This is a genomic window from Pseudomonas sp. B21-010 (genome assembly GCF_024749325.1).
Taxonomy (GTDB): Bacteria; Pseudomonadota; Gammaproteobacteria; order Pseudomonadales; family Pseudomonadaceae; genus Aquipseudomonas; species Aquipseudomonas kilonensis.
On the sequence record NZ_CP087198.1, the window covers coordinates 4,257,345 to 4,275,557 of the forward strand.

Sequence of the window (18,213 nt, forward strand, 5' to 3'; positions counted from 1 at the left end):
TACGTCCTTGTGCCGAGAGCAGGAAGGCTAACGGAAGGGGCTTTTTTGTGTTGCAATGTCATATTGTGAAAAGCGCAATGAGGTAGCCGGTGGCACTGGATATGTTGGCTGATCTTGAAGCCTTTGCGACGGTGGCCCGCAAGCGCAGCTTTGTCGTCGCAGCCCGCAGCCTGGGGCGCTCCCCCAGCTCGCTGACCCGCGCCATTCAAGGGCTGGAAGAACGCAGCGGGGTCAAGCTGTTCAATCGCTCGGCCAATGCCGTGACGCTGACCGAGGCCGGCGAGCGGCTAATGCCCCACGCCTACAGAATGCTGGATCTGCAACGTGAGGCGGACGAGGACCTGGCCGGGCTTAGCGGCCTGGCCACCGGCTGGATCCGCTTTTCCGCACCGGAATCCTTGGCCCACACGGTGGTCCCCGGGTTGATCACCCAGTACAGCCAGCGTTATCCCGATGTCAGCGTGGATGTGATCTTCACCGATGCGGCGGTCGATCCGGTCAAGGGCAAGCTGGACTTTTCGATTCGTGGCGCCTTTCCACAATCCAGCGACCTGATCGGCTACCCGCTGTGGAGCTATTCGCGCTACCTCTACGCCAGCCCTGGCTACCTGGAGCGATGCGGGCTGCCGGCGTCCATCGAGGCGCTGGAACAGCACGCATTGATCCTGCACACGGCGCCGCGGATTCTCAAGGAATGGAATTTTCGTGGGCCGGGCCAGGCCGGCAGCTTTCGCGTGCACCCCAAGTTTCGCTTCAGTTCCGGCGCGGCGGTGTTCCAGGCTGCGCTGGCCGGTGCCGGGATTGCCCGCCTGGCCGACTGGCTGGCGGAGCCGGAAGTGGCGGCGGGACGCCTGGCGCGGGTGTTCCCCGAGTACAAGCTGACCTCCAGCACGGGTGAAGACCCGCGCATGCATGCGGTCTATCCAGCCGGCAACCTGCCGTTGCGGGTCAAGAACCTGCTGGACATGATCCGTGTCTACGGTGACAGCGTCAGCCGCTCCTGAAGGTCGGCCGGTGCCCCCGTTGAAAAAATAGAGTGAAGCACGTCACAGACCAGGCGACCGCTCAAACGGCCAATGCGGAATGTTCCACACCAAGGGCCATAAAACGGCAAAATAAGCACCTCAGGCGATTCACTCGCGCCCTTCGTCAAAGATCAAAGCAATCAATGCGCTGGAAACAGAGCACAGGATTTCTTGGAAGAAAGAAAAATTACTAATGGAAAGCAGGAGCCTTGCAAAATGAGCACAACTGAACAAGTACAAAGCACGGGTAAATACAGCGCCAAGTGGCAGGAACGCTTTGACTTCTTTGAAACCTATGGCGCACCAAACGACCCGCGCTACAAGGAAGCCGTCAAGACGCTGCCTGGCGTCAAGAAGAAAATCCTCATCAACGCCAACGTGATTGCGTTTTTCTTTGGCCCTATCTACCTGTTCGTCCTCGGTCTCTGGAAGAAAAACCTCGCCCTGCTGGGTATTTTCCTGGCGATCAATATCGCATTGAGCGTGATTTTCGCAATCCTCGGCATGGAATTTCCCCGGCCGTTGAGTACAGGCCTGAGCATCGCCCTGTCGATGATGTACGCACTCATGGCCAACTACGCCTACTACCTCAAGGAAGTGAAAGGCGAGCAAGGCTGGAACCCGTTCAAAGGCATGCGTCTCTGATTGCAGGCTTGGGTCATCAAGAGCCCGCACCTCATCATGAGTGTGCGGGCTTGTTGTTTCTGAGTCGTGGGAATCTGGATAACCCAGCCTACGGACCTGCGAAGTCTTCGGGCGGGCCCGATTAGTTCCGAGTCGGTTCTTCAGCAAACACGGTATACGGCAGCAATAGCGTATCGGCGACCAAGCTGAACGGCAGGTCAATCAACGCCAATGGCACCAAGGCACGAAACACTCCGGCGTTTTCATCCGTTGCGGCCTTGATCACTTCAATATCGGTGGAGGACCCGCAATACGGATGGGGACCACAACGTGGACGATCATCGAAGGTTTCAGAGAGCGTCGAACAACCTGCCAGCAGCACAACGGCCAATATGCCTAGGAACAATTTCATGCGATCACTCACGAATACGGGCCGGAAGAAGGGCGATCCGCACTCTACTCCAAGCCCTGTGAAACGGGCGACATAAGTTACATGTCTTGCATCAGTGCGCCGTACTCCCGTCAGAAACAACGACCCGAACGTAAGTCTCTCTGAGGAGACTTACGCTGGAAGTAACGACACCGATGCCTGACAGCAAGGGCATCGATGTCTCTTGTCCGCTCTGGTAGTCCGTCGAGGGTCAACTCATCTCAGGAACGAGGTGACTCATGAACGTCAGGTTTTCAATGGCGTACATATACCCAGAGAATCTCGGATCTCCATCGTTGAACGCCTTTGCCGCTTTTTGTGCGTTCTCAAGACCGGCCGGCCCTACGCCTTTTAGGGCCAACAAGGCATTCTGTTCCATCAGTGGAAATGGCATCCGTAAACTCCTGTTATCGGCCAATGAAGCGACAGGAGTTTGCCCCACGGGAGAGTGCATCTCAATAGATGGACGCCATCACCCTGAGCGTGGCCATCAGGAAGGCAGGTTCGGCAGACGTCTACGAAGAAACATCAGCCGAAGCTCAACTGCCTTAACGACCTGAATGTTGTTTTTTTACACCATTCTTAGTCTTTCGCTCAAAATAGGCATGAGAAAACCACAGTGCCAGGGCAAAGCCGGCGAAGCCAAAAATGAAGAGCAATACCTCTATTGCAGTGCCTTCATGAGAAAACATCGTGTTCACCTCATCCTTAAGTGGGTTGACCGAAAATCGCCACGCTTGAAATTTCTCGTAACAATCCAAACATTTTCAGGGTAGTCGCCAACAACCTGCGTGGCAACCCTTAGCCCGGCATAAACCCCCGGTCTAGACGAGTCGCCGACCAATGACACCCTGCACCCGCCGGAGCGTTGAGCGAGCTACGCGACGAAGCGGCAAGGCTGCGTTGGCTGGCCTCTACGCCCCCCCTTGCGCTTATGTCCTTGATGAAGCCCACGAAACAGATCGGGAGGAGTTCTTCCAGCACCGACGCCCGATTACGACTGACGATCAGCAATAACCAGGTGCAATGTCACGTCGCTCATGAAGGCCGGACAGCTGTTACCACAGAATTGGCTCTCTGCCAGATGTTCTCAACGTGAGGGGTCCTTACATTAGAATGACCGCTCAACTCATATGGAACAGGACTGATCCGAATGGAAGCGCGAGCCACTTTTTCCACCAAGAATTTCAAACCCACTGACCTGACTCCCACGCCCAACATTACAACAGGCTTACCAGTGTCGATCAGCTTCATGGAAAAGTCCTATACAGGCGCTATCGATGGTATTTCTTCAACATCCTTTACTGCGGCGTTCGACCAAGCATCAAGAAGGGGCAGCTACATTGCGCTGGAGAGCTTCACGGGCACAGTGAATGGCGTAGAGGGTTCCTTTAACTTCATTCATTCCGCCTCCACTACCGGAACTGATCGTGCAGACGAGTTTTTCTGCATAGTTGGGGGTAGTGGTACGGATGGCTTGGAAGGAATATCCGGGTCAGGAGGGATCACGATTGACACCGACGGAACGCACCATATCTGGTTGGATTACCACCTCGAATAACTTAACCAGCCGTAAAGGGCACCGCCCCTGATGCACATCAGGGAGGTACCTCGCTGAGTGCTTACTGCGGGAAATGGGCAGCGGCCATGAGTTTGATCCAGTCTGCATGGACGACTGAATGGTCACGCCCCGTATGCGTACCTGAAGGAGGTTCGCGCGCGCCCGACGACGCAGCCGGCGAGTGAGTTACGTCAAGCTGGACTGGTAATTACAGCGTCTGGAGTCAAGCCGCGCCAAGCGATGGGAGACAGCAGGAATACAAAGATAAGGAACGCCGCCTGGGACAGGTAAAACGGCTCCAGCCACTGCTGCTTCAAAGCGACATATAAAGTGTTGTGAGCTACGTCGACCACGATGATCGCAGCCGTAAGCACGATTCCGGCTCTTGGTTTGAGGAACAGAAGCAGAGCTGCGAACGGGTCAAAAAATGTAAGCGCTCCCCAAAAGATACGGCTCGCCAAATAAGCGCCAGGTCCGTATCCGTAGTCCCAGAGCAAACCATGTAAAGCATCTGCACGGATGTGATTAGCCGTGGCGACAAGAAGGCAACATGCAAACAACACTCTGACGAAGAATGACAACCTTTGCATAGTTCTATCTACAGTCGCCATCTAAGCCCTGCATCATAGCGGGATCGGAGTTGGTTAATGACCATCAGCACTGCTAGTGCTGACGTTACCGCCGAGGGCAGCCTATCTTGAACGTCCGAATAGATAGGGCTTCATTACGCGCATCTTTTTCGTTCTGAGCCTTCATGGTGAAGCCACCGTCTTGGTAGCTGCGAGCCATAGCCTGGTTATTCTTGTCGATTTCTTCGTAGATGCGAGCGCACTCGCTGGCTGTTGCTTCAGGAGTCGTTGGCAGGGGCGCGCTCTCGATATCGAGAACGTACTGAGATTTCTGATAGGCACAGCCGGTCAGGGCCAAGAGAGCAAGTATTGCGAGGTTTTTTTTCATGAGATTTCCATATCGTAAATTGAGGACTCACATCTGGTAGCGGATCAATGGAGCACCCTGCGGCTTTCCTCGTACAGGGAAACAGGGCACAAACCAAGATGATGAGTTTACCCATAATCATGGTCTGTTCACGTTTGCCCTACCCACACCAATTTTCAACTGCAAACGCGTTGAGCTATAGACCTATTCAACGACCGAACGGCTGTTGCGCCAGAACAGGTACGCCAACCCCACCGGCGCTACGAAAATCGCGAACGACCAGCACATGGCCATGGTGAAAGCCTTCATCATCAGCATGAACAGCGCATTCACGAAAAAAACATGTTGCCCATGATGTAGCCGACAACGCTTTCGTAGACGAACCGAGAATACGGATAAATGTTCAATGAAATGCAGCGCGTTGCGAATGCCCCGCGTCTTGCCAAATTGTAACGACTTTCGGCCAGGAATGACTCACCGCCTCCCCTACAAATTCCTGCAACTGACTCAGCGGGCGCTGGACGCAGAACCCTGACCGGACTGCGCCGAAAGCGGAACATCAAACACCCGATCAAACAGCCATTGAAAAACCAACGAATAAAAAAAGAAGAACACAAACAGCCCCAGGTTGGTCATCAGTGCCAGCCACAGAGTGATACCTAGCCAGGCAGCAATCACCGGGGTAAGAATCAACGTCAAGCCGCCTTCAAACCCCAGGGAATGGAGCAGTCGTCGCAGCCAGTTGCGATGGCGGCTGCGCTGGCGACGTTCCCACCACTCGAACAGGCCATTGAAAAGCATGTTCCAAGCCAGCGCGACGGCGGAAATCACCAGCGACAGCAGGGTTGAATAGCCCATGCCCTGACCGTAGGTCAGCGCCAGCGCCGGTGCCACGAACAGCACACCGCCGGCTTCGTAGAGGATGGCCTGAAGGATTTTACGGGGCGTGCCTTGCATTGCTGGGCTCCTGGGTTGGGCTTGGGAGACCACAGCCTGGCAAGTTGAGCATCCGCGCACAATTGAGCTAAATTGAGCCACGCTCAACCTGAGTAACCCACCCGCATGTTCGCCAAACTGCCCCTCACCGCCTTGCGCGGATTCGAGTCCGCTGCACGGCTGGGCAGCTTCAAGGCAGCGGCCCAGGAACTGAACGTCAGCCCGGCGGCGATCTCCCATCAGGTCAAAAGCCTTGAAGCCTTCCTTGGCGTGCGACTGTTCGAACGCTCCAGCCAAAGCGTACACCTGAGCGCCGACGGCGAGCGCCTTCAGCCTTTCATGCACCGCGCCCTGCTTGATATCCAACATGGCCTGCAGGTGCTGTCGCCGCCCTGTGCTGCACAGTCGCTGGTGGTGAGCACGACGCCGGCATTCGCCAGCCTGTGGCTGATACCGCGGCTCGGGGATTTTCATCGGTTGTACCCGGATATTGACGTCAGGCTGCATACCAGCAACGACGTGGTCGACCTACAGCGTGACGCCAGCATCGACCTGGCGATCCGCGCCCTCTTCACGCCTGACCCACAGCTGTTCGAACAGCCTTTGCTGGATGAGTACTTTGGCGTTTATTGCCGCCCCGGCTGGCAACCGCCCGCCGCGGGCTCGCCCGTCGAACTGATCGACGTGCCGTGGCTGAGCAGTGCAAAGGTGACGGTCGACTGGCCTGCGTGGTGCGCCAAGGCCGAGACCCTGGGCTGGCTGGAGAACGCGCGTTTCCGGCGTTATGACGAGGAACAGCACGCCCTGCAGGCGGCGATCGCCGGGCACGGGCTGGTGCTCGCCAGCAATGTGCTGGTTGCTGAGGCTGTTGCGCGTGGAGAGCTGATTGAATATCGCCCTGAGGTTCGCTTGGCGGGTGCGCAGTATACGGTGGTGTGTGTGCCGGGACGGGAGCGGCAGGCGACGGTGCGGGGGTTTAGTGAGTGGTTGTTGGGGCGGAGTATTGGTTGAATCAGTTCTGCCTACGTCCCGACGAATCGGGACGCTTGCAGCCTAGGGTGCGTTGTTAGCTAGTAGTTTAGACTCTGCGAGTTTCTGCCCACGCTCCCCAGTCCCCAAAACCACTAGGGCTGTAGAAAAAAATACTTGTAAGGTGGCACAACGATAAAACCTTTCCTTTTGCTAGCTCTCAAATTACTTCCGATCATATCATGCATATCCACTAGCACACGCGCCGAACTACCATAGTTTGAATGCCCAAGAAGATCATCAACACCTCCCGCACGAGTTATATCAACAGAGTCAATTCCGGGAAAGAAAAACCCTTCAGGGCCACTAAAGCCAAGCATTCCTCGATCAGCAAGATAGGTGCTAGAGGAAGCTTTTAGCGCCTTATCCTCCGACGACATATAGATTGTCGCACGGCCAAACTTACTAAACGCGGCCTTATATTTTAGAATAAACGTCTCCCTGGGAAAATCAGGTGCAGCCAGTATGATATTACCCAGCTTCTTATCAAATAGTTTTGGATGAGTAGAATAGAGTTTAGCCAGTGCAGGAATGACTACTTTTGACCCCATGCTATGAGCCAGGACATGAACCCTCTTTCCCTGCGTAGAAGCCACCAGCTTCAACATGAATTTTTCGAAGTCATCAACAGAGTCCAACGCCCTACCAAAATCGCGATTGTACTTTAACGGATCCCCAATAGAAGGCCAGCTGAACACCACCGGTTGCAAATCAGGATTAATATCATAAGAAACTTGAGCTGCACGCTTCACAGCGTCTTCAAACTTCACATTAAAGCCATGTACGAAAAGCAATACATCACCGCTTTTAAAACCTTTCGCCGACTTGAACTGCTTGAAGAAGTCAGCCTCAGTCAACGTTAGCGACTGGTCATTAAGTAAGGTGATAATTGGATCATCCTGCTCATCCACGACCCCAAGCTCCATTAACATCTTAAATGCAGGGCTATGTGAATCTTTAAAGCTTCCTACATCCCGTTTAAAAGGAATCAGAACGGTCTCCTGACCATAAGACAGGGGGTCACCGGAAACATTCAACTCAGGTAATAGACTGCCATCCGGCGCTTTTCTTCTATTTGTTGCATAGCTGACCTTCACTGGCGCAAAAGCTTCAGTCCTGTATTCCGGCGTGGGATAAGGTAACTGCCCAGAACTGGAAGTTGGAGCCGGATACGAAACTGAAGATGCACACCCGGCAAAAAATACGCTGAATGATAGAAGCCAGATACCACCCAACAACGAAAATTTCATTATTTTTCCATCCTTTGATTTTGTTTAACGCGAGCACCAAAACAGAAAGCAATCCACATTTTTTCAGTAAAAGACCGCCTACCTCAAACCTCACAAAAACGAATAGCGTCAATTTGCCACCAGTCAAGGAATTTGGCGACCAATATTTTCCAAGACCTGGGTCACGGTGCGGATGCGGTAATCGGCGGTTTCAGAAAGGAGTCTAAAGCAGAAACCGCAAGAACGATCAAATCCTGTCCCCATCCATTTGCTAACGTTGCTTCAGCATTCATGGAGATTCGTCATGCTGAGTATCGAAAGGGCCCTGTGGTATATCGAGCTGGAGCTGGGATCCCAACTCGATCTGGGACGTGTCGCGCGCCATTGCAACATGTCTCCCTTTGCCTTGGCCCGTTTGTTTGCGCTGTCGACGGGCTGGTCGGTGATGCGTTACATCCGCGCACGGCGTTTGAGCCAAGCGGCATCGACCTTGCGTCAAGGTGCGCCGGATATCCTGCAAGTAGCACTGGATGCTGGCTACGGCTCCCATGAGGCCTTTACACGCGCCTTCTGCGATCTGTTTGGGTTCACTCCAAAGCAGGTGCGTGGGCACGAGGATGAACATCTCTCACTAGTGGAGCCTTTACGCATGAAAGAAAGGAAGCTCGTAACACTCTCTGAACCTTGCTTTGAAACGAGAGCAGAGTTTTTCATCGCAGGTCTGGGGGATCGTTTTACCTTCGATAAGAACGAAGGCATCGTCGGCTTGTGGCAAGCGTTCTCCCCCTACCTGGGACAGGTACCCAATCAGGTAAACAACGGGAGCTACGGCCTGTGCTGTAATCCTGAACCGGATGGTAGTTTTGAGTACATCGCCGGCACCGAGGTGTCCTGCGTCGAAGGTCTTGCTCCGGCCTTTCGGTATTTCAGGGTGCCGCAGCAACACTATGTCGTGTTTCGGCACCAAGGCCATATCTCGACGATCCATCAGACTTTCTTCACCATTTTCAATCACTGGCTGCCTGAATCCGAATATGAGCTTGCCGACGCGCCTGAGTTCGAACAGTACAGTCCTGATTTCGAACCCTCCCGAGGGAAGGGTTACGTGGACGTGTGGATACCGCTTGCAAGACGCCAAGCATTCCATGCCATGAACTCATAAATCAGACCACTAAGCACGGAGCCCGCCCCATGAGTTTTAATTGGCACAGTGAGCAACTCACAAGAGATACGCCAGTTTGCAAGCATTACCGAAACACCCAAAACGTCCGCAGATTCATGGTGGAGCACTGCGGTGCGAAGTTTAAATTTGATAGAGGCTTTATGGACTGGATACGTGATGGTGTCCCTAAGACGCTTGGAGAGGTCGTTGACGAGTGGCTGCAGCGCAATCGCGACGGTCATTGAACGAGCGGGCATGACTAAACCGGAGACAGGCCACGATTGGAGCTCACCTGCAATCAGCCCGTCGCATAAGTGGACGTCCGTGTACTACGCAAGGCGTGCTTGCGGTACGCTTACCGAAGATCGCATGCGCGAGGTGGAGTTACGATGCTGGACATATTAGTGGACTTCGTTCTCGAACCTGTGGCACGGGCAATTTTTTATCCAATCGGTTGGCCGGTAGTCAAGCTCATCAGTTGGGGCCGCTACCCGAGTAAAGGTATGTGGTTCAAGGAGACGCCCGAGTCGAACTGGACGATGGGATTAGGAATTGCTGCTGTGGTGATTGCGATAATGGTGGCACTGCACCAGTTCTAAACCCCGTATCCGTACAATGCTGGGTTTGAATGGAGACGAGGCTATTTGAATAGCCGTTTCCGTCGTTCTCTGCGCAAAGTATGTTCCCAGTCCGCGTTATCTACCTCAAGCATTCCGTCTGCTGCTGATATTCCACCCTCAGCAAATCAGCCCCCCTTGACGTCTTATCCATGAATACTGGAAGGTTTTAGGCTCGGTTCGATGGCTCCTCCGCCGGTAGCTGCCCAGATCAGCGCCGCAGCAATAAGTACAATGTCCAAGCACCTGGACCTGTTCACGACTTACACCACTCCCCGCCAAGTGATACAACGCATATTTTCGTAGATCGAACCAAGCTTCATTATGTGTGGCATCGGGCTCGACCCATGGCGTATTCGCGGGTGGCACTCTGTGGGCCGTCCACGGAGGAGAATCGTTTTGCCAAAGATGGCTATCGGCATGTTCAATACGCTCGACAAACGTCCTGCTCACCTCATAACAACAGGGGCCGATGGAGGGGCCTATTGCTATTCGCAATCCAGCGAGAGGAACACCTTCCTTCTCTAACCGGCTTAACGAATGGCCGAGAATGCCAGCTTTCAAACCCTGCCACCCGGCGTGGATTGCCGCTACAAATGGTTGATCTACCGACGCCACCAACACCGGTAAGCAATCGGCAGTGATGACCGCTACTGCATCCCGAACTCCTCTTGAGAACAGCGCATCGCCGACAGGGCGTTCACCCCGCCCTACCACGTCAGCATCAATGATGACCGTACCATGAGCCTGGGTGCAGTAACGTGTTCCTTCCGGCAGCGTTAAATTTCCAGAAGTTTCAAAACCATGATCTATACCGGGGATATCAAGCAGCAACGAAGCGTGGTAGGTCATAAAGCAGGTCCTATTGATGGGAGTCCGTGATGCCGGCGCAGCTTCGGCATGGAGGACGGATCAAGCCCGTAGATATTCGCGCCGGGCGGATGCGACGGAGTTATGGGCTTAAGCCTAGCGCCAGGGAGCGCAAGGTGGCTTCGCGGTGACGTGCTAGCCGAATTTAAACCTACTATGCCCCGGAAGAATCATACCGTTTGACAAACCGGCGCTCGTCGACCGCGTAACCGTGCTGCTGATAAAAAGTGTGAGCCTGTATTCTATGATCACTGCTAGTCACCTCGGCCCGGACGCACCGTTGCTCTGTAAAAAATGCGTCAGCAGCGGAAACAAGCATTGCCCCTACTCCTTGTCCTCGGAAGTTTTCATCAATGACAAGGGAGGTAATGCGTCCGAGCCTACCCGGTTGATGAAACAGTTCAAGTACGTGCAGGCTTATGACACCGACAATATTTTTACCGTCTTGTGCCAGCAGCACGGTATCGCGAGCGCTAAGCTCTAAAGCCTCAAGCTTCTCTCGGATTAGCTTTGGCGAGGCTTGGTAGCCTAACTGGCCTAGGAGTTTGGACACCGATTCTGCATCGGTGAGTAAGGCTTTTCGAACGTTCATATTGTTCTCAACTGGGTATTGCATAATTTTTAAAGCTCACAGGGCGTCCCGTCATCGTTGAAGTAGTAAATATTCTCATGCTTATAACCCCATTTACCGGTTCTCAAACGTATGTGGGGCTCGAAGGTAAAACAGATCACCTCACCCAGGCGCCGATTGTTGCCCGACTCAATGTAAAGCCTTTGATCGCGCTGCTCGCAAATGCTGTGACCGACGTTGCCAAGAAAATCGAGATTCTCGAAACCGACATCAATTATCGACTCATTAGCCAATTCATATAGGTCATTGAAGGTGGTTTCAGGGCGAGCGAATCGCAGCATGATCTTATGTAGGCTTTGTTCCGCCTCATACCCTCTAGTGAACTCATCACCAAGTGGCAACGTTCGACATATACCGTCCTCAACATAAAATGAACGTGCGCAATCACCCCACAACGTGCCTGATCGAGGACTGAGGTCGACTGTTACAAGACTTTGTAAACCTACCGCTTCTTCGCTGGGTTGGTAGTCTCGACCTGACACTGAGGCCTGACTGCGGGATCCAAGTAAAACGAATGCCGGACAATCGTAATACCAAGTATCTGGATACCCCAACTGCGTGAGCATATCGGCTGCGATTCGCGCGATAGAGGCTTCAGTAGAGTCGGGTGTTATGTGATCAACGAGCTGTGCCAAGACAGATTTCGCAGCAGCTTGGACGGGTAGATTTAGCGGCGCAGGCATGGATTAGGCCTCTATCGTCGATTTCGTTAGCCAAGCAGGCGCTTGAGTTGACCAGCCTGACAAAAGGTAACAAAGCATTCGCGTCACACCTTGCTACCTTGGACTTGGCCGACGCTATTCACTGGACACGAATCGATTGATGATCATCGCGACCGCTTGCACTGGAGAGACCAGGGCTGTGTCTATGCAAAACGTAGCTTCATCCCACGACTCATATTCGTGATCCAGTACCGACTGCCAGGTGGGTGGCGTCAGCCCGGAAATATCAACCATCCTTGTTTCGACCCGGCGCCGATGCTCATCTTTATCGGAGCAAATCACTTGGATGTTTGCCAATCGACTACTCGCCTGTGAGGCGATTTCGCTCCACGCGATTCGGCTTTCGAGAACGGGATTGACACAATCAACGATGACTGTGCGGCCCAAACGGAGATTACTCAGGGCAAGCTCATTAGCCACCATGTAACCACTGCGCCCCACATCTTGCGCAAGAACTCCCGAGTTTCGAATCGCCTGCTCAATCGTATCGATCCGCAGGTACACGGCGCCTGTTGTAGCGGCGAGATCATTGGCGATAGTCGTTTTTCCGGTGCCGGGAAGGCCGCTGAAGACGATGAGCATTCCATGTCCTTCGATGAGTGAGCTATCCAGTGTAGACAGCAGCCGGTTATGCGGTAGCGATTGCTCGATCTCACTCGCTCGCCGCGTCGACAGCTGGATCAATATTTCTTTAATGAAAACCAGGGACAGATACGATTTTAAAACTCGTACTGAACGCAATCTTTCACATCCCTTTCACAGCCGAGCGCCTATGGTCATCTCAGCTCCTAGTGAAATCCTTTTAGCCCGGCCTCCCCAGTCGGGCTTTTCTTTGCGCGCCAAAGATTCGCCGACGCCTGGAAACCGGCGACAATCCATGATTTTGAGTTTATCTGCAATCAGCCACCCAAACGCTTGCTATCGACTTAACTAGCGGAGTTTCTATGAAGATAGCCCGCTCTTTTTGTCATCGATTTGCTGCTTGAATGCATCAAGTGCGGAAACAATCAGTGGGCGGATCGTTGGATCATTTGCGATGGTCTCCGCACTCAATTCCGTGGAAAGCAAATTTACGGATATTGATGCTTCCTCCACGATACAAGCCGACATTGTTTCCAGAACCAGCCGCAGTGCCGCCTGCGCGTGCGAAGCCCGAGGTGAAGCGTTGAAAAGCGCAACGGGTTTGCCTGGGAACTCCTCAGAGCTAACGAGCCAGTCCAGCATATTCTTGAATGAGCCGGGAATTCCGCGAGCGTACTCAGGGCAAGAGATCAGAACGCCGTCCGCGTGGGCGATACTGGAGCGTAAGCTCATGATGGATTCAGGAGGAGTTTGCGTGAAATCCGGGTTGAAATGAGGTAACTGGCCAACCTCGTGATAATGCGTTATCGACAGCCCTTTGGGACAGAGAACCTCAGCTGCACGCAATAGCAATGAGTTGGAGGAGGCCTCGCGAAGACTCCCTGAAACTGCAAGCAAATGCACCATGCCAGCACACTCCCTGATTTTGTAGGGCGGGGAGTGTCGCATGAGGGCCACTTACTGCACCATCATTGGCCCTACCAGCAGAGTCACCAGGTTTCGCAGGGATGACCAGATGGCTTTCCAGACGCTTATGGGAAAAAGAGCCAGATTTATTTTTATGGTCAGCCGTTTGGGCCTGCCCCTTTTCCTTCACGCTTCAATGAAGAACCCTACGACTCTCCCCAATCCTGATCCTGTCGAGCGCTCTGTTTAAAGCATCCAAGGCATCGAGCAGGGCTTTCGCCTCAGCCTCCCGACCATCGCCCCAGAGACGTTCGGCCATTTTGTTCAGTGCCTGGATGGAGCGCTCAATGTCAGCAGCAGTCGCGGCTTTGCTTTCCTGATGTTTCTTTGGCATTGATTAAACCTCCCTCGGGGCGTAGCTCATCAGCTTCAGGAAAAACTGGGGACAAGCCACAGTTTTGAGCTCACTTACAATCAGCCTGCCCCCTCGATCCTCTCCGCCCTTGCCTCATCCACTCGCATCATAGAAGTGGTTCAACGCTATCAGCTCAAACACCGCCACCAGCGCGCAGAACGCGATGAAACCGGGGCTGAAGACCCGCTTGGGCTTGGATGGGCCGTCGCCCAACCAGGTCGCGTCGGTGTAAAAGGAAAACACTACGAGAAATACCAACAACGCATAGGTCCACGCCTTGCTCCAGACTCCCTGTGTTTTCCATTGAGTCATCCGCGCTCTTCCGCAACCCTCTTTATTCGTAGACTCATGACGCCGGTTAGCCAGGATCGCATTACTTGGCTTTTGCGCTCTTGATGTCACTGATGATTTTCTGAGAAATAGCCTGGACCTGCTCTTTGGTCATAGCCGACATGACACCTTCCCAAGCCGACGAGGACGTGTCATAGGTGCGAGTTCCAATCAGGCGACCCGATTTCAAGTCCGAGTAGTCGGCACTGGAATTGACCCACGCATTTCCCACCATGACCCCGGCTCCGTAGCGTGCGCCTGGAGTCAGGTAACGGAAATTGGTTACGTTGATCTTGATACCGACACCGTCCTTGCCCTCGAGGCTTGATGCCTGAGCCTCTTTAAGGCTGTAGCCGGCGCGAGTTGCTTCGACTTGCAGGGCGTCATTCCACTCTTGCTTCAAGCGAGACCAGTCCTCGTTTTGTTGAACCTTGCTATTGCCTTGAAAGTTTACGATCAGGTTCTGCTTCGCTGACTCCTGAATGACGAGCGTTTCAGTCCCGCCGCTTTTTACAGAGGCAGCGCATCCGCTCAACATCAAAACAGCTACAGCGCAGGACAGCGCAATCGAAAGCTTGGATGTGTTCATTGAATTTCCATATCCACAAAATCGGTTGAGAGAAGAGTTAAATATCCCGCAGAGCCAGATGGGCCCACACGCTGGACGCGCAGAATTTAGCACCATTACTTCGCTGCTACGAGCCAAGGATGGGCCAGCAAAGATTGGGACAGACCAGGTGCGTGCATTAATCTGGCGGCCTCAGAATCGTGGTTTGTCACTTCTTATCGGCACGAAAGCAGCCCTTACACAGATGCCTATGGGCAGCTAATAGCTTTTCGAGACTGTTTCTTGGTCCACAGAAGACGACCGTTGATTCTTCCCTCAGACCATGACTCGGTAACCAGAGCACAATTGCCACTTAGGTTCTCAACAAACGACCTTGGATAGCCTTCAGGCGCTTCTCCACCCAGACGCATCCAATTTGGATCTGGCGAGGTCACTGATTGATAAGGCATGCAGGCTACTAGTGTGACCAGCGAGAGAGCCAAAACTACCTTTTTCATTTAAGTCCCAATTAATTGACGAGTGTCTGGGCAAAACGCGGAGTGTAGATTGACTGGATGTTTTCCCAGCGCGAGCTACGACGAGGACTTGCTGCAAGTGCCGCTATAGCACCCACCTCAATCGGTGGAAACCAGAAAGCTGGGGACGGACCGCGATTTGAGTTCACGTGTAATCGGACCGCCTCATAATCGTGGTCTGCCTGCGTTTTCCTTGCACTCGCTGCCCACAAGACCATTGTCGCGATTGACGATGAGGAGATAGAGACAGACTCCGATTTGAACTCATGAGCACTTTCCAGCCCACTGTAACGCCACCCTAGCGATGCTCGCTCCCTGCGGGCTCGGCTCGTGAAGAAGGCACGGAAACGACGGCAAGGGTTTAAATTGGACCAGGCTATATCCAAGCGTGCCTGCACCATCTCATTCTTCGCCTGAACGATCTGCCCTGCCAAACTTAGCGCCCTCCTTTTGAACTCCCTGTGAAGCGCCTGCTCCTCGGTCTCGTTTCCCAGTGGCTTAACCTCCATCTCGGAAAATGTGAAAAGCGTTTTGTCGCTGAGCACACAAAACGTGCCGCGACATTTTTGTATTTCACCCTGAAAGACAAAATCGACCGAAATGAACGCACGTTCGTCCATGTCTATGTAGTACAGCGGCTCACCCAGGAGGTTTCGAACTTTTCCGTCCTGGTGAATCCGGCCAAAGGGCGCCCCATCGCTGCCCCGGCCTTTGAAGACCAGGTAGCGGCCGTTCGTGTAGTTGTACGGCATTAACGGTCCTCATTCCGAATAGACATCGGAACACATGGTTTGGCCATTCGCTGTTCCCATCCGTGGCCCTTTCACGCAACGCTATCAGGTCAGGATTACCGATGCTCAATTTATCCTGGCGACTGCTCGCCGAACTGCTGGCGCGCCCGGCAATTGCCACCCGGGTCATCGAGCGTGCCCAGCGCCCGCCCTGTGAGGGGACTACGCGGGCGCTGGGGACAGACCACGATCCTTTTCAACCACACGAATCATCGGCACTTTTCCAGCTTGAGATGGGGGGGATGGCATGGTCAAATAACTGATAGCCTTTTGACATGGATATTTCAGTTGAAGCAGTACCGCGGACCCATCCTCTTTTTTTCAGCAATGATCTCACTCTTTGTGCTGCTTCAACTCTGGCATGCACGGTCTGCTTCGGAAGACAAAAAGGAAGAGCGAGAACGCCAGCTTAAAGGGATCGCGCTCATCATGAATGCACAGTCCCCGAAGATGATCGATGACGCTCGCCTTGATTCGGTAACCTATAAGGACGAGATCATGCGTATTTCCTACACGCTTACAAAAGTCTCGAAAGATGAAATCGATTCCGACGCATTTACGAAGGACAAAAAGGCCCTTGCGGCCTCTGTATCCTGCGATGAAAAAGGTCTAGGACAGTTCGTGAAGTCGGGGCTCTTGATCAAATACGCAATCAATGACTCAAGCAGTGCTCCGATCACTGACTTTCAGATAGACAAGTCCGATTGTCTTTGAAGGTCAGCCCTGAATAAGCCCGCCTCTCTCGCGGGCTTTTTTATGCGTGCCGTACCCGCCCTCTCGACGTTTCCGCGCAGTCCGTAACAAGCCCTCGAATACATCCCACTGATTCCTTTTTGCTGCTACGCAAAGACTGGGGAGAGACCACGGTTTTGAGTTCACTCATCATCAGATCGTGGTCTGTCCTCGTTTCCCCCCAGCACCCCGGCTTGAGAATACGGGGGGACGACCAGAATCAGCATCTTGACTTCCAGTATCCAACTGGATACGGCCCACTCATAAATAGCTCATCCAGCAAACGCAGACGTTCACTGCTTGGCATTCATCGGTCCGTGATCTGCGAGCAAAAATCGCTATCGCCCGCCGCATTGATCGCGCCGCAGCACCTGGGCGATGTGAAACCTGTCGGTGATGGTATTTCAGAGTTGCGTGTGGATGTAGGCGCTGGCTACCGGGTCTATTTCACCATGCGCGGTGGAGTGGTCATCGTGCTACTGGCGGGTGGTGACAAGTCTTCACAGAGTGCTGATATCCGGCGAGCGAAGAAATTGGCAAAGGAGATTTGAACATGAGCCAACACCTGACGACATTTGACATGGCGGCACTACTCGATAGCGACGAAGCCATCAGTGAATACCTTTCCCAAGTGCTGGCTGATGGTGATAGCGAGGAGTTTCTCCGAGCGATCGGCTATGTCGCCAAGGCCCGAGGCATGGCGCAAATCGCTAAGGACTCTGGCATGGGGCGAGAAAGCTTGTACAAGGCGTTCGCACCCGGATCAAAGCCGAGATTTGATACCGTACTCAAGGTCATTCATGCGCTAGGCATTGATCTTCATGCGCAGCCTGGGCATGCAGCTAATCATTCACCTGCCTGACGAACGTAGACACCGGGGGGACAAACCACGATCTTGGGTTAATTTGTAATCGGACCGTCTCATAACAGTAGTCCGTCCCCCGTTATCCTTTTATGAAACGGGCGGCTTATAAGTCGCCCGTCTTCATTATTCCGCCGCCTGCGCCCGCAATCGTCGCCCGATCACATCCATGACATCACAACCATCACGTAACGATGTGGTCAGCAATTTACAAAAATCAGTCAGCACCACCGTGTCCGAGCTGATGTCCGAGCGAAACGCGATATTTTCCAAGACTTGGGTCACCGTGCGGATGCGGTAATCGGCGGTTTCGAAAAGGACGTCCAGAGGCGCTTCGGTGTCGATGAGCAGGGTCGCGGGGATGCAGTCTATGCCAGTGATGGGCATGTATCGGGTCATGAGCAGTACCTTCATTCAATTGATAAGGAGCAGGAGCTTCTGCGCTTCATTCAATCGAGTCGCCAAACCCGAATCGCCATTTGTGCGACACAAAGACAATAAGTTGCATACCCAAATGCTGCAATGCGCTCGTTTCCGAGGTTTGTGTAGGAATTTGCGTCAATGCCTCTCGCGGCGCCCGTTTGAGCCCTCATAGCAGCGCTGCCGCGAGCTCTAGAGATAATTATCTTCTGGTGCGATGCTTCGCGTTTAGCACTTGAAAAACTCATTGCACCGGCTACACCACCCTTCAGCTGCGCTCCGGTTCATTGAAAAACGGAGGAGAGGATGCCTTGTATCGG

26 protein-coding genes and 2 pseudogenes are annotated in these 18,213 nt (G+C 53.4%); 11 read left to right on the top strand and 17 right to left on the bottom strand.

Going from position 1 to position 18,213, the window contains the following annotated elements:
* Positions 1-89 precede the first annotated feature (89 nt).
* Together LOY50_RS18700 and LOY50_RS18705 are read left to right on the top strand one after the other, a co-directional pair.
* On the top strand, positions 90-1,004 hold the full coding sequence (locus LOY50_RS18700; RefSeq protein ID WP_253476458.1) for a LysR family transcriptional regulator: 915 nt from the start codon (positions 90-92) through the stop codon (positions 1,002-1,004).
* A gap of 237 nt (positions 1,005-1,241) precedes the next feature.
* Entirely contained in the window at positions 1,242-1,670 is a 429-nt protein-coding gene (locus LOY50_RS18705; protein WP_003203778.1) for a DUF2628 domain-containing protein, read from the top strand.
* 121 nt (positions 1,671-1,791) lie between these two features.
* On the opposite strand, the gene LOY50_RS18710 is transcribed toward LOY50_RS18705, so the two are convergent.
* Complete coding sequence (locus LOY50_RS18710) at positions 1,792-2,061, bottom strand: YceK/YidQ family lipoprotein (protein ID WP_212799784.1); 270 nt, start codon at positions 2,059-2,061, stop codon at positions 1,792-1,794.
* 229 nt (positions 2,062-2,290) lie between these two features.
* Positions 2,291-2,473 carry a hypothetical protein gene (locus tag LOY50_RS18715; protein WP_258688837.1) on the bottom strand — a complete coding sequence of 61 codons (183 nt, stop codon included), beginning with the start codon at positions 2,471-2,473 and terminating at the stop codon, positions 2,291-2,293.
* Between the two features lie 759 nt (positions 2,474-3,232).
* Here LOY50_RS18715 and LOY50_RS18720 point away from each other — a divergent pair.
* On the top strand, positions 3,233-3,640 hold the full coding sequence (locus LOY50_RS18720; protein WP_214510597.1) for a DUF3224 domain-containing protein: 408 nt from the start codon (positions 3,233-3,235) through the stop codon (positions 3,638-3,640).
* A 68-nt stretch (positions 3,641-3,708) separates the two neighbouring features.
* Positions 3,709-3,931: pseudogene (locus LOY50_RS29175) on the top strand (transposase domain-containing protein); the annotation flags it as partial.
* On the opposite strand, the gene LOY50_RS18725 reads toward LOY50_RS29175, so the two are convergent.
* The 4 genes from LOY50_RS18725 to LOY50_RS18740 form a co-directional block, all read right to left on the bottom strand.
* The gene (locus tag LOY50_RS18725) at positions 3,832-4,230 is read right to left on the bottom strand and encodes a hypothetical protein (RefSeq protein ID WP_258691256.1); all 399 of its coding nucleotides are present in this window, start codon (positions 4,228-4,230) and stop codon (positions 3,832-3,834) included. The pseudogene LOY50_RS29175 and the gene LOY50_RS18725 overlap by 100 nt on opposite strands.
* 85 nt (positions 4,231-4,315) lie before the next feature.
* The gene (locus LOY50_RS18730) at positions 4,316-4,597 is read right to left on the bottom strand and encodes a hypothetical protein (RefSeq protein ID WP_253476467.1); all 282 of its coding nucleotides are present in this window, start codon (positions 4,595-4,597) and stop codon (positions 4,316-4,318) included.
* A gap of 183 nt (positions 4,598-4,780) precedes the next feature.
* Positions 4,781-4,909, bottom strand: coding sequence for a hypothetical protein (locus LOY50_RS18735; protein WP_258688840.1), 129 nt, complete (start codon positions 4,907-4,909; stop codon positions 4,781-4,783).
* 174 nt (positions 4,910-5,083) lie between these two features.
* Positions 5,084-5,533: a PACE efflux transporter gene (locus tag LOY50_RS18740; protein ID WP_253476469.1), complete on the bottom strand. Its 450-nt coding sequence runs from the start codon at positions 5,531-5,533 to the stop codon at positions 5,084-5,086.
* 105 nt (positions 5,534-5,638) lie between these two features.
* On the opposite strand from LOY50_RS18740, the gene LOY50_RS18745 reads away from it, so the two are divergent.
* Positions 5,639-6,523 carry a LysR substrate-binding domain-containing protein gene (locus LOY50_RS18745; protein ID WP_253476471.1) on the top strand — a complete coding sequence of 295 codons (885 nt, stop codon included), beginning with the start codon at positions 5,639-5,641 and terminating at the stop codon, positions 6,521-6,523.
* A gap of 113 nt (positions 6,524-6,636) precedes the next feature.
* On the opposite strand, the gene LOY50_RS18750 is transcribed toward LOY50_RS18745, so the two are convergent.
* Positions 6,637-7,791 (bottom strand): alpha/beta hydrolase, encoded by a 1,155-nt coding sequence (locus LOY50_RS18750; protein ID WP_258688841.1) that lies wholly within the window; start codon positions 7,789-7,791, stop codon positions 6,637-6,639.
* Positions 7,792-8,074: 283 nt separating this feature from the next.
* Here LOY50_RS18750 and LOY50_RS18755 point away from each other — a divergent pair, with 283 nt between their 5' ends.
* The 3 genes from LOY50_RS18755 (at position 8,075) to LOY50_RS18765 (ending at position 9,531) form a co-directional block, all read left to right on the top strand.
* Positions 8,075-8,932, top strand: coding sequence for an AraC family transcriptional regulator (locus LOY50_RS18755; RefSeq protein ID WP_258688842.1), 858 nt, complete (start codon positions 8,075-8,077; stop codon positions 8,930-8,932).
* A 29-nt stretch (positions 8,933-8,961) separates the two neighbouring features.
* Positions 8,962-9,177, top strand: a complete 216-nt coding sequence (locus tag LOY50_RS18760; protein ID WP_258688843.1) for a DUF6434 domain-containing protein — start codon at positions 8,962-8,964, stop codon at positions 9,175-9,177.
* A gap of 144 nt (positions 9,178-9,321) precedes the next feature.
* The gene (locus tag LOY50_RS18765; RefSeq protein ID WP_253476483.1) at positions 9,322-9,531 is read left to right on the top strand and encodes a hypothetical protein; all 210 of its coding nucleotides are present in this window, start codon (positions 9,322-9,324) and stop codon (positions 9,529-9,531) included.
* 138 nt (positions 9,532-9,669) lie between these two features.
* On the opposite strand, the gene LOY50_RS18770 is transcribed toward LOY50_RS18765, so the two are convergent.
* From LOY50_RS18770 to LOY50_RS18810, 9 genes are all read right to left on the bottom strand, one after another.
* Positions 9,670-10,401, bottom strand: a complete 732-nt coding sequence (locus LOY50_RS18770; protein WP_258688844.1) for a polyphenol oxidase family protein — start codon at positions 10,399-10,401, stop codon at positions 9,670-9,672.
* Positions 10,402-10,573: 172 nt separating this feature from the next.
* Positions 10,574-11,011 carry a GNAT family N-acetyltransferase gene (locus LOY50_RS18775; protein ID WP_214510589.1) on the bottom strand — a complete coding sequence of 146 codons (438 nt, stop codon included), beginning with the start codon at positions 11,009-11,011 and terminating at the stop codon, positions 10,574-10,576.
* Between the two features lie 29 nt (positions 11,012-11,040).
* Entirely contained in the window at positions 11,041-11,733 is a 693-nt protein-coding gene (locus LOY50_RS18780) for a M24 family metallopeptidase (protein ID WP_258688845.1), read from the bottom strand.
* Positions 11,734-11,847: 114 nt separating this feature from the next.
* Positions 11,848-12,354 (bottom strand): AAA family ATPase, encoded by a 507-nt coding sequence (locus LOY50_RS18785; protein ID WP_258688846.1) that lies wholly within the window; start codon positions 12,352-12,354, stop codon positions 11,848-11,850.
* Between the two features lie 360 nt (positions 12,355-12,714).
* Positions 12,715-13,260 (bottom strand): NADPH-dependent FMN reductase, encoded by a 546-nt coding sequence (locus tag LOY50_RS18790; RefSeq protein WP_258688848.1) that lies wholly within the window; start codon positions 13,258-13,260, stop codon positions 12,715-12,717.
* A 193-nt stretch (positions 13,261-13,453) separates the two neighbouring features.
* Positions 13,454-13,654, bottom strand: coding sequence for a hypothetical protein (locus tag LOY50_RS18795; RefSeq protein WP_007895617.1), 201 nt, complete (start codon positions 13,652-13,654; stop codon positions 13,454-13,456).
* A 114-nt stretch (positions 13,655-13,768) separates the two neighbouring features.
* Entirely contained in the window at positions 13,769-13,987 is a 219-nt protein-coding gene (locus tag LOY50_RS18800; protein WP_258688849.1) for a hypothetical protein, read from the bottom strand.
* Between the two features lie 61 nt (positions 13,988-14,048).
* Positions 14,049-14,594 (bottom strand): hypothetical protein, encoded by a 546-nt coding sequence (locus LOY50_RS18805; RefSeq protein WP_253476494.1) that lies wholly within the window; start codon positions 14,592-14,594, stop codon positions 14,049-14,051.
* A 487-nt stretch (positions 14,595-15,081) separates the two neighbouring features.
* Positions 15,082-15,840, bottom strand: a complete 759-nt coding sequence (locus LOY50_RS18810) for a hypothetical protein (RefSeq protein ID WP_258688850.1) — start codon at positions 15,838-15,840, stop codon at positions 15,082-15,084.
* A 327-nt stretch (positions 15,841-16,167) separates the two neighbouring features.
* Here LOY50_RS18810 and LOY50_RS18815 point away from each other — a divergent pair, with 327 nt between their 5' ends.
* The 3 genes and pseudogenes from LOY50_RS18815 (at position 16,168) to LOY50_RS18825 (ending at position 17,473) form a co-directional block, all read left to right on the top strand.
* Positions 16,168-16,593, top strand: coding sequence for a hypothetical protein (locus LOY50_RS18815; RefSeq protein WP_258688851.1), 426 nt, complete (start codon positions 16,168-16,170; stop codon positions 16,591-16,593).
* Between the two features lie 292 nt (positions 16,594-16,885).
* Positions 16,886-17,162, top strand: a pseudogene (locus tag LOY50_RS18820) (type II toxin-antitoxin system RelE/ParE family toxin).
* Positions 17,163-17,164: 2 nt separating this feature from the next.
* Positions 17,165-17,473 (top strand): addiction module antidote protein, encoded by a 309-nt coding sequence (locus tag LOY50_RS18825; RefSeq protein ID WP_038858737.1) that lies wholly within the window; start codon positions 17,165-17,167, stop codon positions 17,471-17,473.
* A gap of 126 nt (positions 17,474-17,599) precedes the next feature.
* Here the strand turns inward: LOY50_RS18825 and LOY50_RS18830 are convergent, their stop codons facing one another.
* A complete protein-coding gene (locus LOY50_RS18830; RefSeq protein WP_003203821.1) occupies positions 17,600-17,872 on the bottom strand; it encodes a hypothetical protein in 273 nt (90 codons plus the stop codon).
* Positions 17,873-18,213: the final 341 nt, after the last annotated feature.

Coding starts and splice junctions, on each gene's coding strand:
- LOY50_RS18800 (WP_258688849.1), bottom strand. CDS start 13,987: ATGACTCAATGGAAAACACAGGGAGTCTGGAGCAAGGCGTGGACCTAT.
- LOY50_RS18750 (WP_258688841.1), bottom strand. CDS start 7,791: ATGAAATTTTCGTTGTTGGGTGGTATCTGGCTTCTATCATTCAGCGTA.
- LOY50_RS18705 (WP_003203778.1), top strand. CDS start 1,242: ATGAGCACAACTGAACAAGTACAAAGCACGGGTAAATACAGCGCCAAG.
- LOY50_RS18790 (WP_258688848.1), bottom strand. CDS start 13,260: ATGGTGCATTTGCTTGCAGTTTCAGGGAGTCTTCGCGAGGCCTCCTCC.
- LOY50_RS18715 (WP_258688837.1), bottom strand. CDS start 2,473: ATGCCATTTCCACTGATGGAACAGAATGCCTTGTTGGCCCTAAAAGGC.
- LOY50_RS18710 (WP_212799784.1), bottom strand. CDS start 2,061: ATGAAATTGTTCCTAGGCATATTGGCCGTTGTGCTGCTGGCAGGTTGT.
- LOY50_RS18770 (WP_258688844.1), bottom strand. CDS start 10,401: ATGACCTACCACGCTTCGTTGCTGCTTGATATCCCCGGTATAGATCAT.
- LOY50_RS18805 (WP_253476494.1), bottom strand. CDS start 14,594: ATGAACACATCCAAGCTTTCGATTGCGCTGTCCTGCGCTGTAGCTGTT.
- LOY50_RS18780 (WP_258688845.1), bottom strand. CDS start 11,733: ATGCCTGCGCCGCTAAATCTACCCGTCCAAGCTGCTGCGAAATCTGTC.
- LOY50_RS18730 (WP_253476467.1), bottom strand. CDS start 4,597: ATGAAAAAAAACCTCGCAATACTTGCTCTCTTGGCCCTGACCGGCTGT.
- LOY50_RS18830 (WP_003203821.1), bottom strand. CDS start 17,872: ATGACCCGATACATGCCCATCACTGGCATAGACTGCATCCCCGCGACC.
- LOY50_RS18760 (WP_258688843.1), top strand. CDS start 8,962: ATGAGTTTTAATTGGCACAGTGAGCAACTCACAAGAGATACGCCAGTT.
- LOY50_RS18720 (WP_214510597.1), top strand. CDS start 3,233: ATGGAAGCGCGAGCCACTTTTTCCACCAAGAATTTCAAACCCACTGAC.
- LOY50_RS18765 (WP_253476483.1), top strand. CDS start 9,322: ATGCTGGACATATTAGTGGACTTCGTTCTCGAACCTGTGGCACGGGCA.
- LOY50_RS18810 (WP_258688850.1), bottom strand. CDS start 15,840: ATGCCGTACAACTACACGAACGGCCGCTACCTGGTCTTCAAAGGCCGG.
- LOY50_RS18825 (WP_038858737.1), top strand. CDS start 17,165: ATGAGCCAACACCTGACGACATTTGACATGGCGGCACTACTCGATAGC.
- LOY50_RS18740 (WP_253476469.1), bottom strand. CDS start 5,533: ATGCAAGGCACGCCCCGTAAAATCCTTCAGGCCATCCTCTACGAAGCC.
- LOY50_RS18785 (WP_258688846.1), bottom strand. CDS start 12,354: ATGCTCATCGTCTTCAGCGGCCTTCCCGGCACCGGAAAAACGACTATC.
- LOY50_RS18745 (WP_253476471.1), top strand. CDS start 5,639: ATGTTCGCCAAACTGCCCCTCACCGCCTTGCGCGGATTCGAGTCCGCT.
- LOY50_RS18725 (WP_258691256.1), bottom strand. CDS start 4,230: ATGCAAAGGTTGTCATTCTTCGTCAGAGTGTTGTTTGCATGTTGCCTT.
- LOY50_RS18755 (WP_258688842.1), top strand. CDS start 8,075: ATGCTGAGTATCGAAAGGGCCCTGTGGTATATCGAGCTGGAGCTGGGA.
- LOY50_RS18775 (WP_214510589.1), bottom strand. CDS start 11,011: ATGAACGTTCGAAAAGCCTTACTCACCGATGCAGAATCGGTGTCCAAA.
- LOY50_RS18795 (WP_007895617.1), bottom strand. CDS start 13,654: ATGCCAAAGAAACATCAGGAAAGCAAAGCCGCGACTGCTGCTGACATT.